General features: G+C 28.1%; 19 protein-coding genes. 2 read left to right on the forward strand and 17 right to left on the reverse strand.

The features are described from left to right. Window positions 1-143: 143 nt before the first annotated feature. From licT to KGF41_RS19475, 5 genes are all read right to left on the reverse strand, one after another. On the reverse strand, window positions 144-986 hold the full coding sequence (licT, locus tag KGF41_RS19455) for a BglG family transcription antiterminator LicT (protein ID WP_227830285.1): 843 nt from the start codon (window positions 984-986) through the stop codon (window positions 144-146). A 577-nt stretch (window positions 987-1,563) separates the two neighbouring features. Next, window positions 1,564-1,755 (reverse strand): hypothetical protein, encoded by a 192-nt coding sequence (locus KGF41_RS19460; protein ID WP_227830286.1) that lies wholly within the window; start codon window positions 1,753-1,755, stop codon window positions 1,564-1,566. A gap of 118 nt (window positions 1,756-1,873) precedes the next feature. Beyond that, window positions 1,874-3,034 (reverse strand): ABC transporter permease, encoded by a 1,161-nt coding sequence (locus tag KGF41_RS19465; protein WP_227830287.1) that lies wholly within the window; start codon window positions 3,032-3,034, stop codon window positions 1,874-1,876. A gap of 12 nt (window positions 3,035-3,046) precedes the next feature. Further along, window positions 3,047-3,721, reverse strand: coding sequence for an ABC transporter ATP-binding protein (locus KGF41_RS19470; protein WP_227830288.1), 675 nt, complete (start codon window positions 3,719-3,721; stop codon window positions 3,047-3,049). Between the two features lie 15 nt (window positions 3,722-3,736). Further along, window positions 3,737-4,825 carry an SH3 domain-containing protein gene (locus tag KGF41_RS19475; protein WP_227857079.1) on the reverse strand — a complete coding sequence of 363 codons (1,089 nt, stop codon included), beginning with the start codon at window positions 4,823-4,825 and terminating at the stop codon, window positions 3,737-3,739. A 412-nt stretch (window positions 4,826-5,237) separates the two neighbouring features. Here KGF41_RS19475 and KGF41_RS19480 point away from each other — a divergent pair, with 412 nt between their 5' ends. Then, the gene (locus KGF41_RS19480) at window positions 5,238-5,414 is read left to right on the forward strand and encodes a hypothetical protein (protein ID WP_227830290.1); all 177 of its coding nucleotides are present in this window, start codon (window positions 5,238-5,240) and stop codon (window positions 5,412-5,414) included. A gap of 444 nt (window positions 5,415-5,858) precedes the next feature. On the opposite strand, the gene KGF41_RS19485 is transcribed toward KGF41_RS19480, so the two are convergent. Beyond that, window positions 5,859-6,413: a helix-turn-helix domain-containing protein gene (locus KGF41_RS19485; protein ID WP_227838985.1), complete on the reverse strand. Its 555-nt coding sequence runs from the start codon at window positions 6,411-6,413 to the stop codon at window positions 5,859-5,861. A 244-nt stretch (window positions 6,414-6,657) separates the two neighbouring features. Here KGF41_RS19485 and alr point away from each other — a divergent pair, with 244 nt between their 5' ends. Then, complete coding sequence (alr, locus tag KGF41_RS19490; protein ID WP_227857080.1) at window positions 6,658-7,782, forward strand: alanine racemase; 1,125 nt, start codon at window positions 6,658-6,660, stop codon at window positions 7,780-7,782. Between the two features lie 122 nt (window positions 7,783-7,904). Here the strand turns inward: alr and KGF41_RS21210 are convergent, their stop codons facing one another. The 11 genes from KGF41_RS21210 to KGF41_RS21220 all read right to left on the reverse strand — a co-directional run bounded on the left by KGF41_RS21210 (window position 7,905) and on the right by KGF41_RS21220 (window position 17,501). Beyond that, the gene (locus KGF41_RS21210) at window positions 7,905-8,099 is read right to left on the reverse strand and encodes a transposase (RefSeq protein ID WP_413841550.1); all 195 of its coding nucleotides are present in this window, start codon (window positions 8,097-8,099) and stop codon (window positions 7,905-7,907) included. A 35-nt stretch (window positions 8,100-8,134) separates the two neighbouring features. Next, window positions 8,135-8,392: a transposase gene (locus KGF41_RS21215; protein WP_255614953.1), complete on the reverse strand. Its 258-nt coding sequence runs from the start codon at window positions 8,390-8,392 to the stop codon at window positions 8,135-8,137. Between the two features lie 188 nt (window positions 8,393-8,580). Next, window positions 8,581-9,030 carry a PTS sugar transporter subunit IIA gene (locus KGF41_RS19500; RefSeq protein ID WP_227857081.1) on the reverse strand — a complete coding sequence of 150 codons (450 nt, stop codon included), beginning with the start codon at window positions 9,028-9,030 and terminating at the stop codon, window positions 8,581-8,583. Next, the gene (locus tag KGF41_RS19505; RefSeq protein ID WP_227841117.1) at window positions 9,020-10,927 is read right to left on the reverse strand and encodes a BglG family transcription antiterminator; all 1,908 of its coding nucleotides are present in this window, start codon (window positions 10,925-10,927) and stop codon (window positions 9,020-9,022) included. Before KGF41_RS19505 ends, KGF41_RS19500 begins: the two co-directional genes overlap by 11 nt. A gap of 221 nt (window positions 10,928-11,148) precedes the next feature. Further along, window positions 11,149-13,044 (reverse strand): fructose-specific PTS transporter subunit EIIC, encoded by a 1,896-nt coding sequence (locus tag KGF41_RS19510; RefSeq protein ID WP_227857082.1) that lies wholly within the window; start codon window positions 13,042-13,044, stop codon window positions 11,149-11,151. 24 nt (window positions 13,045-13,068) lie between these two features. Beyond that, window positions 13,069-13,959 (reverse strand): ketose-bisphosphate aldolase, encoded by an 891-nt coding sequence (locus tag KGF41_RS19515; RefSeq protein ID WP_227841115.1) that lies wholly within the window; start codon window positions 13,957-13,959, stop codon window positions 13,069-13,071. Window positions 13,960-14,188: 229 nt separating this feature from the next. Continuing rightward, window positions 14,189-14,323 (reverse strand): hypothetical protein, encoded by a 135-nt coding sequence (locus tag KGF41_RS20985; RefSeq protein WP_255287835.1) that lies wholly within the window; start codon window positions 14,321-14,323, stop codon window positions 14,189-14,191. 44 nt (window positions 14,324-14,367) lie between these two features. Then, on the reverse strand, window positions 14,368-14,502 hold the full coding sequence (locus tag KGF41_RS20990) for a hypothetical protein (RefSeq protein WP_255287834.1): 135 nt from the start codon (window positions 14,500-14,502) through the stop codon (window positions 14,368-14,370). A gap of 61 nt (window positions 14,503-14,563) precedes the next feature. Continuing rightward, window positions 14,564-16,225: an ABC transporter permease gene (locus KGF41_RS19520; protein ID WP_227857083.1), complete on the reverse strand. Its 1,662-nt coding sequence runs from the start codon at window positions 16,223-16,225 to the stop codon at window positions 14,564-14,566. 73 nt (window positions 16,226-16,298) lie between these two features. Beyond that, window positions 16,299-17,408, reverse strand: a complete 1,110-nt coding sequence (tnpB, locus tag KGF41_RS19525; protein WP_227857084.1) for an IS200/IS605 family element RNA-guided endonuclease TnpB — start codon at window positions 17,406-17,408, stop codon at window positions 16,299-16,301. Between the two features lie 6 nt (window positions 17,409-17,414). Next, on the reverse strand, window positions 17,415-17,501 hold the full coding sequence (locus KGF41_RS21220) for a transposase (RefSeq protein WP_227857085.1): 87 nt from the start codon (window positions 17,499-17,501) through the stop codon (window positions 17,415-17,417). Window positions 17,502-17,820 lie beyond the last annotated feature (319 nt).

Raw genomic sequence — 17,820 nt, forward strand, 5'->3', positions numbered from 1 at the left:
TCTCCTCCATATTTCTTTTAAATAAATTTTTTGAAATTTGAAGGTTTGGCCAACTCAATGTTACCATCCAACCATAGGTATAATTTTGTTAGTATCACTCCTTTCAATAACTCTTACTATATACTACTGAAAAATTATTCATCTTACATATTTGAATCTTTAACTACTTTAGCTAAATGTATTGTTAAATATATAAGTTCATCATCTGTTAATATGTAGTTATATTGTTTTTTAATAAAATTTTTAATCTTAACTACACATTCAAACTCTTTATTATATTTAGACTTAATAATGATTAATAATTCTTTATCTGTCTCACCTTCATGCACACTATTTGAAAGTAATCTCTGGGCAAAAAATTTAAGATGCATTATAAATCTATAATAAAATACAGAATCCTCATGAAATTCTATTCTAAAATGATATCTAACTATACTAAGTACTTCTTGTATTAACTTTGTAATATCATATGCCAAGGTATGACCTTCACTTAACTGAGCATTTACTATATGAAATGCTATAAATCCAGCTTCATCTTCAGGTAATTTTACACCTGTTTTGCTTTCAATAACATCAAGTGCTTTCATTCCAATTTCAAACTCTTCTTTATAGAATCTCTTAGTTTCCCAAAGTATTGCATTCTTTACGTTTATCCCTTCTTTCATTCTTTGAATTGCAGAATATGTATGGTCACTTAATGATATATAAATACTTTCATTTAATTTCTTGTTTAATTTTATTTGTGCATACTCTATAATTTCACTTGATAATTTCATGTGCTCCATAGGAATATTATTAAGTAATTCTTGTAACTTATTTGATATTTCTTTATTTGATATCCTAAATACTTTGTTTACTTTAGTTTTATCTATTAAATCGCCTTTTGATTTTTGATAACCAATGCCTTTACCCATGACAATAATTTCTTCATCATTGTCATCTAATGTGATTACAACGTTATTATTTAATATCTTATTAATTATCACGATTATCCTCCTTTTGAGCATAAAAAAAGCTTATCCATAATAATGGGCACAATCCTTCCAAGGATACTGCTATTATTAATGAATAAGCTTAGCTTGTACTTAAACAATTACTACCTAATTCCAATTATTATAATAAAACATTAGACATATTTTGTCAACGTTTTCTTTGAATATATTTCATCTTTATATGCAAAGAAGCTATAAGCTTGCTTTGTTACTCTCACCATAATTTTCTTTCTATTAAAAAATTTGCTTCGTTTAAGCCATATTTAGATACTCTATTTCATATCGACAACGACTGCATCTGTTGCTTTAACAACGTGTTGGCGATATATTTATATATTTTAAGCTTATTAGTTGGGATTATAAAATATCCATCTACTTATTATATAATAAGTAATGCTAACTTCATTTATAAGTGTACATATTTTGTATATTAAAGATAAGTATACCACTGATTTTTATTAAATATTAATTATATAAAATAAAAATAAACCCAATATCTTGTTATTAGCTACTAGGTTTATTTTTATGTTTTACATTATACTAAAGTATTTGATGTAATCATATATATTTTTTATTGATCACGTCCTATTGTTCCATCTTCAAGACCTTTTTCTACTTGTTCCTCGCTTGGTTTTGGTAAATTATTCTGTTGCTCTGTTTCTTTTGGTGTATTATTTATTTCCTTCTTACCTTCACATCCAATTACGCTAAGAGCTACCATTGATACTATTACTGCTGCTGTAAATTTCTTATTAAATTTCATTTTTTCTCTCCTTTTATTTTATATATTTTTTATTTTATTACCTTTTTCATAAAACTAATATTTATTAGATTTGCTAAATAATAGATTAATTATCTAACAAATTATTTGATGTATAATTTTATTCTGATTTAAGTGCTACTATTGGTTGTAACTTAGATGCTTTATTTGCAGGGGATATTCCAAATACTACTCCCATAAATATGGCAAATCCAACTGCAGCAAATACCACATTCCATGCTATATAAGGCTCAGCCCCCATTGTTCCTAGTATTGGGAATGACCCAAGTATACCTATTGAAGATCCTACTATTCCACCTATTAAGCTTATTGTAAGAGATTCTACTAAGAACTGTACTAGTATAAAGTTTCTAGGAGACCCTAAAGCTTTTCTTATACCTATTTCTTTAGTCCTCTCAGTTACAGATACTAGCATCATGTTCATTATACCTATCCCTGCTACGAATAAAGATACACTTGCTATTGCTCCTACCATTAGGTTCATAGTAGCATCCATTGATTTCATTGAATCTATCATTTCTTTATTACTTGATACATAAGAATCGTTTGGTGTCATACCCTTTCTAGTAAAGTGAGCTTTTATTTCATCCATTGTATTTGTAACACTATCATTTGAAGTAGATTGTACATTTAATTTAGATATGTCACTTATTCCTAAAACAATTTGTGCTGTTTTATAAGGCATATATATAGTATCATCTTCTGGGCTATTATAAGTTTCATCAATCTTACTTAATACGCCTATAACTTTGTATGGTATAGACTTAATATTTATTGTTTTTCCAAGTGCATCTCCTTTAGGGAATAATTCACTGGAAACCTTACTACCTAATACTACAACTTTAGTTGATTTATCATTATCAATTGGCATAATAAATCTACCACTCTTAATTTCAGTGTTATTTAGTTTTGAATAGTTTTCATCCGTTCCAACTATACTTTTTTTGCTATCTTTTTTATCGTAACTCACAGTTGCTGAATCACTTATTTCTGGAGATATTTCTTTTACATTCGAACTACTTTTTAATACTTTTATATCAAATTCATTTATTTTTTTATCTCCATATACACTTGCAGTTATTAAATCTAGTGGCTTTGATTCAAAACTTTTATACATACTTTGTTTACTACCTATAGATATTGTAACGAATAAAATTACACTGGCTGTACCAATTGATATACCTAATATAGTAAGAAATGAACGTAGTTTATTAGCTTTGATTTCTCCTAATGCCATCTTAATTATTTGGAAAATATTCATATACGCCACCTCCTATTCAAAAATTTCACCATCTCTAATTCTTATCAATCTTTTAGCATTTCTTGCTATATCCATGTCATGAGTTATCATAATTATAGTTTTACCTTCTTGGTTTAGACCTTCTAATATTTCAAGTATTTCTTTACTTGTTTTACTATCTAGTGCTCCTGTTGGCTCATCGGCTAGAAGTATTTGTGGATTTGTAGCTAGAGCTCTTGCTATTGCTACCCTCTGTTGTTGCCCTCCAGATAATTGATTCGGCCTATTATTTAATTTATCTTGTAGTCCAACCTTTTTCAGACATTCTAGTGCTATTTTTCTTCTTTCTTTAGGAGTTTTACCTTGGTATATAAGAGGAAGTTCTATATTTTCTAAAGCTGATAATTTATTTAATAAGTTAAAACTTTGGAATATAAATCCTATTGTCTTGTTTCTTACAGCACTTAACTCATCTTCACTTAGTGATGTTATACTTTTTCCGTCCAATACATATTCACCATTATCAGCTAAATCTAAACAACCAATAATATTCATAAAAGTTGATTTACCAGAACCTGATGGACCTATTATAGATACAAATTCACCTTTTTTAATATCTAGTGAAACCTTTTTTAATATAGTTATTTTTTCATCGCCTATGCTGTATGATTTCACTAAGCCCTTAGCTTGTATTACATAATCACTCATATATTATCACCTCTCTTATCCTATTGATTTTTCCATCATTGAGCCTGAGTCTGCCTCTGAATTTTCAACAGGACCTTTAAATGACTGTATACTTATACTTTCATTTTCTGAAAGTCCTTTTGTAACTTCTATATATTCTGAATCCGTAATTCCTGTTTCAATGTATTTCTTTTCTTTTGTACTTGCAATAGTAACAAAGTATCCTTTTTCATCTTTTTGAACAGCCATTACAGGAATCTTTATTACATCATTTTTTTCGTTTATTATGATTGTACCTGTTACAGACATACCATCTTTAAGACTTTGTATAGTTAAATTATTTTCTAAAATCCATCCAGTAGTTTTGTCACTAGTTTCAACTTTATACCAATTCTCTTTTTTATCTAGAATTGTTACTTCTTCACCTTGTAATAATTTCCCAAGACTCTTACTATTAGATGCATTATTCTTTCTAAGAATTGTATCATTGCTAGCTATTTTTACTTTTACATCTTTTTTATCTATTCCTTCTAACTTAACTCCATATTTTTGTATCCACCCTTGTGTGTTGTCTTCTAGTTTAATTCTCATCCAACTTCCTTTTCTTTCTAATATGTGGAATTTATCTCCTTTTTCTATTTTAGCTACTTTTCCATATTCTTTAGATGGTCCTTTTCTTACACTTATTTCTTCGTATTTACTTTCTCCAACTTCAAGTATCGGGTTAGAAACTGCCACAGTTACATTGTATGTCGGACTCTCTCCTTCTTCTGCTTTGTTAGATATTTCAGTTATCGTTCCTTTTATAGTTTCATCTGGAAATGCCTTTGCATTTACCTCAACCGTTTGATTTACTTCTAACTGAGATATATCATATTGATTTACTGATACAGTTATTTTAATCGCATTTGGATTGTTTCCATCTGCATTAATTAACGAAACTTTTCCTCCAGCTGATACAACTGATTTTATGTTTCCTTTTTCTACTGATAGAGTGTTCATTGTTGCATTCATTTGCTGTTGTTGTTTTGCCTCTGCATTTTTATTAAGTCCTATGTATGCCCCCGATCCTGCTAGAGTTATTGTAATAGCCGCTATAACTATAAGTTTTTTTGGTTTTTTCATAATATTCCTCCTTAAGTATTATAAAGTACTGTAAATATATAATTGCACTTTAATATTTTCCATAATTTATCTTATATTTGCATTTCTCATCACCAATATAACATCTTAATGTTTACTTTGATAAGTGTTAGGCTTTAGAGCTAATCCTCAACTCTGGTATGAGTGTAACATCTTAATGTTAATCTTATGTTTACATAAACTTAGTTCTTGTATATTTAATTTACCTCAAGCTAATCTCTTTGTTTTATTATGGAAATTCTTCCTTTAGTATCATCCATAACTTAATACGCTACAAACTATACACCATATGTTAATTGTATGTTTACTCTTTAGCTATAGCATTGAGTTTCATTTTAATATATTATAAACTTCTTATTATCAAATAAAACGATTCTATATAGGGAGAAAAAGTATGAAAATAACAAAAAGTCACATAGTAGCACTTTTATTAGTAGCAACAACACATTTAACTATAGGATGTGAATCAACAAATAATAACAATAATGAAAATAAGAGTAATAAAATAGCTCAAGTGCCATCTGATACTCAAAGCGTATCTAATCTTACTTTAGAAAAGATGGAGCTCTAATCGTTGGAGATTTCAGAAATGGTAACATAGGAACAGCTGGTACTACTGCTCAATATGAGTGCATAGAAACCACTCTATTAAATGATTTATTTGTAAGTGACATAAAATAACTAACCCCTTAGAAAAGACTATAATAATAAATTTATGGTTGTCCTATTGTCAATTCTTATATGATGGTAATCAAAGAACAGCTAGACTTACCTCAAATCTAATACTTATAATTAATGACATTGGAGTACTATCAATCGCTACTAAATGTAAAATTGAAATATGAACTTTTTAGTTCATGAGGCATTCTTTTTGTATGAAATCAACTATATTTTCATCATTTCAACAATGAAAAAGAGGCTTATCTCTATTTTGAGACAGCCCCTTCTTCTGCATGTTCTCTATCTCTAGTATTAAATCTACCATGTACTAGTTTAGACAAATATTATATAAATTTTAAAAAGATGGTGGGGTTACTGCAAATATAACCTCACAATCACAGTCTCCTATATTTTCCCATTTATGATTTGAGTGTGGAAGTATTTTTACACTATCCCCACAATTTAAATCAATTACATGATTCATTAAATAAATCCTTACATTTCCTTTAATTACATAGGCAACTTCTTCTCCTCTATGACTAAACTGTTCTTTTGAAGATGAGCCTCGAGGTGGTATTTTCATAAGCATTAATTCTATTTCTCCTTTTGAGTTTGGAGTTAGTAATTCATATGCAAAGCTATCATCTTCAGAAAACATAATCTTTTTACGACTTTCTTTTCTAACTACTAAGCTTTCTGTATCTACATCATTTATAAAAAAATTAAATAATGGTATATCTAAGGCACTAGAAATTTGTTTTAATGTATTAATAGACGGATTAGCACTTCCTTTTTCTATTTGACTAAGCAAAGATGAAGTAACACCTGTTAAATTAGCTAATTCTTTAATAGTCATGTTTTTTCTTTTTCTATATTCAGTAATATTTTTTGATATATCTACCTCATTCATCTATAAGCTACCTCATTATTATATATTTTGATTACTATATAAATTATTATATCAATATATACTATATTACGCAATTTAATTAAATTACATTTAATTTTTTGAAGAATAATTAAATGTAATTGACTACACAAATAGAAAATGGTAGTATTAATTAAAAAGTATTAATTTTAATCATATATATTTTAATACAATTTAATATATAACATAAATTAGATTAACTAAAGTGAAAGTAGAGGTACATGTTATGATGAATATAAACTCAAGCACATGGGCTGAGGTAAATTTAACTAATATAAAATATAATGTAGATAACGTAAAAAAAGCTTTAACTAAAGATACTATGCTATGCTGTGTTGTAAAAGCAGATGCTTATGGACATGGAGCTGTAGAAGTATCTAAGTTCTTAGATAAAGAAGAAAATGTTGATTTCTTTTCAGTAGCTAGATTAGAAGAAGGTTTAGTACTTTCAAAAGCAGGTATAAAAAAACCTATTTTATGTATGGGTTATACAAATACTAATAAAATACAGCATGCAATAGATAGTAACATAAGAATTACTGTATATTCTTTAGAAATGGCTATAAAAATAAATGAATTAGCTAAATTAAGCAATAAAAAAGCTTATGTACACATAAAAATTGACACTGGTATGAGCAGAATAGGTTTCTTAGTTAATGAACAATCTATATCAGACATAAAGAAAATATTTACTTTAGAAAATTTAGTGATAGAGGGTATTTATACTCACTTTGCAAAATCAGATGAAGAAAATAAAGAAACTACTTACAAGCAAATAAAGAAATACAATAGAGTTATAAGTTCATTAGAAGAAGCTAACTTAAATATACCAATAAAGCATGTATCAAATAGTGCTGCAATTTTAGATTTAAGAGAATGTGATTTTAATATGGTTAGATTAGGAATATCTTTATATGGTTCTTATCCATCATCTGAAGTTAGCAAAGATATAAAACTAAAAACAGCTTTAGAATTAAAAACTATAGTTAATAATATAAAAAATATAGAGAAAGGAACTAGTGTTAGTTATGCTGGTATATATACAGCAGATAAAGATGTTAAAATAGCTACATTATCAGTTGGTTATGCGGACGGATTCCCTAGAACACAAAAAAATCCTCAAGTATTTATAAATGGCAGGTTATTAAATATAGTAGGGAGAATATGTATGGATCAAACTATGGTTGAAATACCAAATGATATTGATATTAAGATGGAAGATGAAGCTATCTTAGTAGGTGATATAGACGGAATAAGAATAGGTGATATATCAAGTAAGGTGGGAACAATAGACCATGAAATACTTTGTTGTATAACTAAAAGGGTAAATAGGATATATATAACAAACTAGAGCAAGTAAATAATTAATTATCTGTTAGATTAATTTTTATAATATGGATTCTATAAGAAGTAAATTTTGTATTGATTGAGTCTAGAAATATTTATGTGTTAGCTTAGAGTTAAATTTCTTTCTTAAAAATAAATACTTAAATGAGCTAAAATTTGAGTCCAATTTCTAATTTTTTTAGTCCATTTTTCAGAAATATCTATAGTTGATAAGTATAATGATTTGTCCAAAGAATCATGTGAAGGAAAAATAGACTTCGATTTAGTAACTTTTCTTAATAATCTATTGTAACTTTCCATTGAATTTGTAGTATATATCAATGCTCTTATCTCTTGAGTATATTTAAAATATGTTGCTAGTTCATTCCAATCACTTGGTTCTCTATTCTTGACATATGATTTTCATAGTTTCTAATTATCTTTGGTTCAAAATCTCCATTTCGGTTCCTTAGAGTATTTAAAGTTACTTCTCCAAAATCTGATTTAGCATTCTTATTTCTATATCCATTTCTAGAGTTTTTAGTATTTTTATTCTTATTATCATAACCTAAATGGTCGTCAAGCTCCACTTCTAATATTTGATAAATTGTACTTGCAAATAAATCATTTAACATATCTTGAATGTCTGTAGTTATTTTAACATCATATTCTTCAATAAGTTTTTTAATATTTCGTTTTTGTTAAACATAAAAAGTGTGTACCTTCCTTTATATAGTGATATTTAATATTTTAATTATCAATACTTTTTAAGAAGAATACACACTTTATTTTAAATACCCTCAATTTATAGTTTATACAACATCTATACTTCATAAAATATATCTAATATTTCTTTTTTTGTATGTGCATTTAAAAGCCTTTCACTTATATCTTTACCACCTAAAATATAAGCTATTTTAGACATTAATATCATATCCTCAGTGCCTCCAGATTGTGGCATAGCAAACATAATTATTACTTTTACAGGCAAGCCATCTATACTTGGCCAATCTACACCTTCTCTAGATTTACCTATTACCACAGATGCTTTCTTTACATACTTTGTTTTTCCATGTGGCATAGCCATTTGATAACCTATACTAGTAGAACCTATTTTCTCTCTACGCTTTAGTGCCTTTATAAATTTACTTTTTAAAGTTATACTTCCTGTATCGTATAATTTATCTACTAATTCGTGTATTATACCTTCTTTTGTAGTTGATTTTAAGTCTAAAATAACACTTTCTTCGCTTAATATTTCTCTAATTTCCATTTGTTTTCTCCAGTACATTATTGTCAAATAATATTTTAATATCCTCTTTTCTTTTGCAATCTATTATATAGTTTATATAGTTCTTTTGCCTATATAAATTTGATATTTCCATTAAAATATTCTTTAAAAAACTTTTATTGCTAGTTTCTAAATAAATATCAATCGTTCTATTAACATTATTGATATTCATTATCCCCTTATTTAATTTACTTTGATTATGTATATATATATTTAAATCTTTTCCTAATGAAATAGATTTATATTTACTACCTAAACTCACACCTATTAAACTTTCCATCTGCATTACATCAAAATTAAAATATATATTATCTTTTAAATACATTCCTAACAAGTTTGTATCTAAGGTCATGCTTTTCTTAGGTTTAGTAACCAAAGCATTTTTTATATTATTAATATCACTTTCCATTAATAGTACTGATACAACTATATGTAATTTGTCTTTCAAGTCTAAATTTACAGTAGATATTACAAAGTCTACATCATCTAAATTTCGCTTATTCAACTGATGCATAGGAATTATATCAACTATAGTCCATTCAGGAAATTCTCTTTTTAATCTAGCTGCAAGGAGCTGAGATGTTCCATATCCTGTATGGCAAACTACTATTACTCTTTTACTACTCATATTTCTTTCTATTGCTGCTTGAAAATATGTAGCAAGATACGAAACTTCATCTATACTAATATTCTTTAGATTTTCATACTCTGTCATAATATTCATAGTCATCATGCATAATCCCAATACATCTGAAAATCGCTCTTGTATCTCTCCCAATAATGGGTTTTTTATTTGGATATCATATCTTAATCTGTTTAACATAGGTCTTACATGAGATGCTAGACTTTTTTGTAGTAAGTCATCATTTTTGAGATTTATATTTAAAAATTGTGACATATTCTCTATCATTATAGATGATACCTTTTCACTTTCACTTAATATATCTGATTCATCATTGTAACTACTATTACTTTCACTACTAAATCCAGATGATACTAAAAAAATATATATGTACATAATTTCATCTTTCGTTATTTTTACTTTGTATCTATTTTCTATTTTACTTATAAGTGTAGTGACATTTTGATATACTAACTCGTCCAAATTATCTACAGAAACTTCTCTTTCTTCCTGAGACTCTATTTGATTACCTTCTTCGATTCTCTTTAAACATATAAGTATATGGGTAATTAAATTTATATAGTAGGGCTGACTTATAGTGTATCCTAAATTATGTTCTAACTCTGTAATTATAGTTTCTACAAATATAATAGAATCAATATCAAATAAATTCATCAACGCACTAAACGTAGCATAATCTAATCTTGTTAACTCAGATATATCATGCTGTTCATAATTTTCATCTAATAAATCATCCATCATTTTGGCAATCGATTTCCTTATATCCACTTCTTTACCTATAATCTTAGTTCCTTCTAAAGTCTTATTAAGTTTTAAATTGTATTCTTTTATCCATTCCTCTATATATTTAAAATCATTTACTATAGAAGTTTTACTTACATAATATTTATCCGATAACTGATTTATTGAAGTTATATTACTTGAATTTAGTAATAGATACTTTAAAATTTCCATTCTTCTTTGCTCTACTGATAAAGATTTATTTTCCTTCGATTGTATATTTAAACTGTTGATTAAGTCTATGTTCTTTTTTGCTAAAGCTTCTATTAATATTCCATAGCCTCTTTTTATATCAATTTTTATATTAAAAGTTTCTAAATATCTCTCAATCATCTTCAAATCTTTTTGTAAAGTTTTATCTGATACATTTAATTTATCTTTAAAATATTTTATAGGTCTATATTTATTTTCGTTTAATATCAATTTAAGAAATTCAATTTGCCTCGATATAAGCATACTTATCCCTCCCTACTATGTTTATATGTTTATATTAACTACTATTTTAACATATTTCCTAACTACGTAAAATTACTAAGATACTTCCGTATCATAAAAGAATTTATGATACACCTTACTAAATTGATATAATAGATAATATAATTTCGAAATAAAAAGTAAGGATATTTAGAAGTAGTCAACTGATTCTAAATATCCTTACTTTTACTCTTATTTATAATTTAAGCACCAAGTACTTCAACTTCACTATTTTCACTCTTTATAGTAGGCTTTGTTACCCCTATAATTAATGCTGTTATTACTGTACCAACTAATATACAAGCTATATATGCAACTGGTGCACTACATGCAAATGGTATTACAAATATTCCTCCATGTGGTGCCATTAAAGTTATATCTAGACTCATACATATTGCCCCACCTATACAAGAACCAATTATGTTTGCTGGAATCATTCTTAATGGATCTGCAGCTGCAAATGGTATTGCTCCTTCTGTTATGAAAGATGCCCCCATTATAGCAGTTGGTAGGGATGACTTTCTTTCTTCTTTAGTAAACTTGTTTTTGAATATTAACATAGCTAACGATATCGCTAATGGTGGTACCATTCCACCTACCATTAATGCTGCTGATGGTTCAAATATATTACTAGAGAACATCGCCAATCCAAATGCTGAAGCTGTTTTATTAATAGGTCCTCCCATATCTGATGCCATCATTCCTGCTAATATTGCACCTAATAATACTTTATTAGTTCCAGACATACTTTGTAACCATGACTGTAAAGCTTCATTTAACCATGATGCTGGTGTATTAACTACGAAGAACATTATAGCCCCACTTGTGAATGCAATCAGCAGTGGACATATCAGTACGGCATTTAACCCCTTTAATACATCTGGTAAGTTTTCTGTTATCTTCATTACTCCTAAAGCTATATATCCAGTTACAAATCCTGCGACCATACCTCCTAAGAATCCTGAACCTCCAATAACTGCCATGAAACCAGCTATCATAGCAGGAGCAAAACCTTGTCTTCCTGCAATTGATTTAGCTATAAAACCAGCAAGTATTGGTATGAATAACTTAAATGCTGAATCGCCTCCAAGTTGTCCAAAGAATCCAGCTATAGGGTTGTATGTTTCATGAGTTGGGTCTGATGCAAATATACCAAACATAAATGCTATAGCTATACCAATCCCACCTATTACTACAAATGGAATCATTTCAGATACACCATTCATTAAGTGCTTATAAATACCTTTTTTCTCTGACCCTTGAAGTATTTCTTTTGAATCTTCTAAAGTTTTTCCACCTGGCTTAATTTCTTTAGCCATTCCATTTTCAGCATTTATAATTAAATTTTTGGCTAATGAAACATTCTTAGCATCTGCTACTTTCTTTTGTAATACTTTCTTTCCTATAAACCTACTTGTTTGAACTTCTCTATCACAAGCTATTATTACGTATTCAGCTCTTTTTATATCTTCTTTAGTTAACTTATTTTCTACACCTATGGCTCCATGTGTTTCTATTTTAACTTCATACCCAAGTTCTTGCCCTGCTTCTTCTAACGCTTTTTTTGCCATAAAAGTATGAGCTATCCCTGTTGGACATCCTGTTATTCCAACTATAAGACCTTTATTTTGATTATTACTTGAATCTCCTGATTCTACAGCTTTATAATTAAATATATCTAATATTTCATATGGAGTTTCTGCACTTAGTAAGTTCTTAATAAGATTTTCATCCATTAAATATGTAGCTAGTTTAGATATAATCTTAAGGTGTTCGTCTAAACTTGACTCTGGAACTGCTATCATAAAAAATGACCTAAGTTTTTGACCATCATTATCCGTGATGTCCTTATCTGTTCTTAAATACATCATCACAGGTCGCTTTACTGTACTTGACTTAGCATGAGGGATAGCTATTAAATTTCCCATGTTAGTTGGTGATTCTTTTTCACGTTTATTAATATCAATTATAAACTTTTCTTTATCATTTATATAATTTCCATGATACAAATGATTTGCCATATAATCAATTACATCTTTTTTGGTTTGTAATTGTTTATCTAATACAATACAATCACTACGTAATATTTTGTCTACCATAAATTCTGCCCTCCTTTTAATTTGTTATCCAATCACTGATTCTTCTTTTGGTGAAAAGCATTTTAATTTATCTATGTCATTAAATAAATTCATTTTAAACTCTATAACTTCCCTTGCAGCTTCTATACATTGTGGATATATAGCATCTGGTTCATATAAACTTGGATTTTGTTCTAATACTTCTCTGCACTTCTTATAATACGCTGATTTAACATCACTTGAAATATTTACTTTACAAACTCCTAGTTTAACTGCTTGTGCTATTTCTTCATCTGGATTTGACGATCCTCCATGAAGGACTAAAGGTATATCTACTACTTCTTTTATTTCTTTTAATAAATCTAGTTTAAGCTCTGGTTTAAACCCTTTTGGATATATACCATGTGCTGTACCAATTGCAATAGCTAGTGTATCTACTCCTGTTTTTTCAACAAAATCCCTAGCTAATTTTGAATCTGTATATATTATTTCATCACAGCCACCTTCTCCTGATGTCCCTGTTGTTCCTATTGTTCCAAGTTCTCCTTCTACAGATACATTTAATCCTTTTGCTATTTCTACTACTTCCCTAGATATAGCTACATTTTTTTCATATGGTAAGTGTGATCCATCAATCATTACTGATGTAAATCCACATCTTATCGCTCTTAATATTTGCTCTTTATTTGCTCCATGATCTAAGTGTATTACCATAGGTACCTTACTCTTATTTGCTTCTTCTATACAACTAGCTACAAAGCTATCTTCTAAGAAACTTAACTCATTTGGGTGTATTGCAAGTATTACTGGTGCATTTTTTTCATTAGCACTCTGTACTACCGCTTTAAGTATTTGCCCACTCCCTATATTAAATGCTGGTACAGCAAATTGATTTTCTTGTGCGACTTTTAACATTTCCTTCATATTTATTAACATATTGTCCCTCCAGATATTTTAAATTTTAGTTTTGATTTGTTTGTTATTTATTTTGTTGTTATATTTAAATAGTATCAGGATAATAAATGTTAGAAAATAACAATCGTTTTCCTTTTTAAAAAGGAATTTTTATTATACACTCTAAGTTCCTTTTCACTAAATAATTTTTAGAAGTCTGTATAAGTGGACTCCAATAATTGCGATTACTTTGTAAGTATTAATTTAAATTCTATCCTCTAGCTATATCATCTAATTTATCAAAAGATATAAACATATCAAATATACTACTTTCATTTACTAGAAAATTAACGGTTAATAATGGTATATTTGATATACCTGTAGTTATAAATTTAAAGATACTCATCCCACAGTTAGTACTATATTGGTATCAAAAAAATTAAAAAGATATTAGCTATTTAGCCAATATCTTGTTGTAGATTTCAATGGTAGAGATGATTTATAGGAATCATACTCACGATTATCTAATTTTTTACTTCCATAAACTTGACATAAAACACCAAAAATGGCACCCATCGAGTTCATATCTAAGGAATAAAGTGACTTGGTTTTCTAAACACCAATTTATAAATTATCCTTTGTTATTTTATGTAAACCTTTTTCTATCTAATTTAAAAATTATTCCTAATGCTATATAGCATATACCAATTACTAATACACCATAAGCCATAGATACTCCTATCTTAAATTCTTGCATATTAGTTACAATAGAAATTGAAATAGGTCTATTGTAAACACCATAAAGTAAGGCTGACATTGTATATTCTCCAATTGTGCGAATGAATACTAATATAGCTCCTGAAATTATTCCTGGCATCATATTAGGGATTATTACATTATAAAAAGTTTTTATCCTTCCAGCACCTAAACTCCTTGATGATTCTTCTAGTCCTAAATTTATTGACTTCATAGCAACCTCATTGGATGAAAATAATAATGGTAAGGCATAAATTGTATATGCTATAGGTAAAATATAAAAACCACCTATTAAGGATTCATTAAAAGCAAATATACTTTTTTGATTAAATGTATTAATTAGGTTAACTGCAATGGCACTTGCAGGCATACTCCAAGGTAACATTATAATAAATTTTGCTAGTCGATTATATGTAGTATCCTTTTTAATTACTAAATACGATACTGGTACAGTGATTATCAATCCTACTACCACTGCCATTAAAGACATTTTCAAACTGTTTAATATAGGCTGTAATACACGTGATTTTTGGAAAATCATCTGATAGTTTTCCAGTGTAAAGTCTCTAGGAAATATAGTTGTCATAATTGAATGTGTACTTACAAAGGATAAATATACAATAGTAATTATAGGAAGCATAATCATAATAATTTGTATTTCAATAATAATCTTGCATACAAATGTAAATATGTCTTTTTTTCTATTATCAACTTTATAACTTTGAGATTTTAAGGATGATACTACTCCATATTTTTTGCCATAATACTGTAATAAAATCATAAATGAAATCCCCATTAGTAATAAAATAATTACTTGAACTGAGGCTATATCCATATGGTTATTAGCCTTAGACCTAACAATCTGAGTACTTAAAACTTTAAAACCACCACCTATAAGATTTGGAGCTGAGAAAGAACTAATTCCTGATGCAAAAGTTATAATAGTAGAGGTTATAACAGCAGGTGTAATAACAGGCCATATTACATCAAAAAATACTCTTAGCCTTGATGCTCCCATTCCTTTTGCAGCTTCAACTGTTGAGTAATCCACATATTTTAAGGCAACATATACATTTAAATAAAAATACACATACTGAGTATAGGCAACCACAAATAAAATTCCTTTTAATCCACTAAAATCATAAGGTTTGTTGATAAAGGAGAGTAAAATTTCTATAGATTTTGTAACTATCCCACTTTCTCCATAAAGCTGAATACATGCAATTACCATAATTACTCCAGGAATCATCATTGGACTTAGTAAAAGAATATGTATGATTTTTTTGTGTTTATCACAAGCAAATGTCATATATAAAGCAAGTGATATTCCCATAATTCCACATACGAGTACAGAACCCAATCCCAAAATTATAGTATTGCTTACTACCCTTAAATTATTAGTATTTGAAAAATATTCTTTGAAAACTTCAAAAGAATATCCACCTTTACCTTGGAATGCTTGTGCAAAAGTGTTACCTATTGGTACGATAATATATCCACTGAACCTCCCATGACTAAAGTCACAGGGTTCCTGCTTCATAGAATTTTGCATACTAAAATATGTCTTACCAATTCTCCACAGGCTATCCCCGTAGTTCCTACGGTTCTTACATAAGTTATCTATCTTAAACTGTTATTAGTCTTAATCCTTCTTTTAGTATATTTATACTTGCATTTATATCTCTATCGTGAGTTACATTACAACAAGGACAAATCCATTCTCTTATATTTAAATTCTTAATTTCCTCATTTTTGTACCCACATTTATTGCATATTTGTGAACTTGCAAAGAATTTACCTACCTTTACAATTTGTCTACCATACCAATTAGCCTTGTATTCTAATTGACGAACAAATTCTGACCATGACACATCAGAAATAGAACGAGATAATTTACGATTTCTAGTCATATTCTTTACTTGTAAATCTTCTATGCAAATAATATCATTTTCTTGTATTAATTTAGTAGATAGTTTTTGTAGAAAATCCTTTCGCCTATTAGCTATATGTTCTTGAAGTCTTGCAACTTTTAATCTTGCTTTATTTCTATTTAAACTACCGATTGTTTTTCTCGATAATTCCCTTTGTAATTTAGCAAGTTTGTTTAATGACTTCTGAAGATACTTAGGATTTTCTATAAATTGTCCACAACTTGAGATACAAAATTCTTTAATTCCTAAATCTAAACCTATCTGATTATTAGTATTTTCAAATACTTCAATATCTATATCTCTACAGCATAATGATACATAATATTTACCACTTGGTTCTTTGGATACAGTAGCATTAAGCATTCTCCCTTGAGGTACTTGTTTATCCCTTACTTTAACCATACCAAGTTTAGGTAATTTTATATATTGACCACAATACATAATATTTCCGTTTGTGAAGTTTGTTCTATATGAAAATCTATTAGTTTTCTTTGATTTAAATTTAGGAAATCCTGCATTTTCTTTAAAGAATTTTTTATATGCGTTTTCTAAATCTTTTAAGGTGTTTTGTAGTGAAAATTTGTCAGGTTCTTTAAGCCACTCTAATTCTTTTTTTAAATCAGTCAAATCAGAACTGCACTGTTTATAAGTAAAAGTTTCTTTATAGTTTTCATAAACTTCTATTCTTTTAGCAAGATATTTATTATATACAAATCTACAACATCCAAAAGTTTTGTTAATTAACTCTTGCTGTTTTTTATTTGGATACATTCTAAACTTATAAGCTTTTTCCACTACTACCACCTCACTTTACTTGTTTTTTCTGATTATATTAATTAAATCTGCTTCAATTTCATTTGTTAATACTGGATGTCTATATTTTACACACCATACTATATGGTACTAAATATACATATCCTCGAGTCACTTCCATTTTTCATCACTCATCATAATATTAACATGTGTAATTATTTAAAATAAGTTTTTTAAAGGTTTTTATATTTGTTTTTAAATAACATATATAAGAACCGCAAATCTTAACTTTTATCATTTTTGAGGTTGTCGTTCACATAAGTTCGCTACTACCTATGCAGTTCTCTTATGAATTTTTTCTACTTTCATAACTTTCACACTTAGGTTTTATTTCATCCTTATGTTTTAGTTTGGTTAGCTTTAGGGGTTTCCAGCAATTCAAGTAGTATTGGATAGGTTCTAT

Origin of the sequence: Clostridioides sp. ZZV14-6150 (assembly GCF_020657875.1) — a bacterium.
In the GTDB taxonomy this organism is placed as follows: Bacteria; Bacillota; Clostridia; order Peptostreptococcales; family Peptostreptococcaceae; genus Clostridioides.

Bases quoted from the DNA above. Each gene is read 5' to 3' on its own strand.
- KGF41_RS19460 (WP_227830286.1), bottom strand. From the start codon at position 1,755: ATGAAATTTAATAAGAAATTTACAGCAGCAGTAATAGTATCAATGGTA.
- KGF41_RS19465 (WP_227830287.1), bottom strand. From the start codon at position 3,034: ATGAATATTTTCCAAATAATTAAGATGGCATTAGGAGAAATCAAAGCT.
- KGF41_RS19470 (WP_227830288.1), bottom strand. From the start codon at position 3,721: ATGAGTGATTATGTAATACAAGCTAAGGGCTTAGTGAAATCATACAGC.
- KGF41_RS19475 (WP_227857079.1), bottom strand. From the start codon at position 4,825: ATGAAAAAACCAAAAAAACTTATAGTTATAGCGGCTATTACAATAACT.
- KGF41_RS19480 (WP_227830290.1), top strand. From the start codon at position 5,238: ATGAAAATAACAAAAAGTCACATAGTAGCACTTTTATTAGTAGCAACA.
- KGF41_RS19485 (WP_227838985.1), bottom strand. From the start codon at position 6,413: ATGAATGAGGTAGATATATCAAAAAATATTACTGAATATAGAAAAAGA.
- alr (WP_227857080.1), top strand. From the start codon at position 6,658: ATGATGAATATAAACTCAAGCACATGGGCTGAGGTAAATTTAACTAAT.
- KGF41_RS21215 (WP_255614953.1), bottom strand. From the start codon at position 8,392: ATGTTAAATGATTTATTTGCAAGTACAATTTATCAAATATTAGAAGTG.
- KGF41_RS19500 (WP_227857081.1), bottom strand. From the start codon at position 9,030: ATGGAAATTAGAGAAATATTAAGCGAAGAAAGTGTTATTTTAGACTTA.
- KGF41_RS19505 (WP_227841117.1), bottom strand. From the start codon at position 10,927: ATGCTTATATCGAGGCAAATTGAATTTCTTAAATTGATATTAAACGAA.
- KGF41_RS19510 (WP_227857082.1), bottom strand. From the start codon at position 13,044: ATGGTAGACAAAATATTACGTAGTGATTGTATTGTATTAGATAAACAA.
- KGF41_RS19515 (WP_227841115.1), bottom strand. From the start codon at position 13,959: ATGTTAATAAATATGAAGGAAATGTTAAAAGTCGCACAAGAAAATCAA.
- KGF41_RS20985 (WP_255287835.1), bottom strand. From the start codon at position 14,323: ATGAGTATCTTTAAATTTATAACTACAGGTATATCAAATATACCATTA.
- KGF41_RS20990 (WP_255287834.1), bottom strand. From the start codon at position 14,502: ATGAACTCGATGGGTGCCATTTTTGGTGTTTTATGTCAAGTTTATGGA.
- KGF41_RS19520 (WP_227857083.1), bottom strand. From the start codon at position 16,225: ATGCAAAATTCTATGAAGCAGGAACCCTGTGACTTTAGTCATGGGAGG.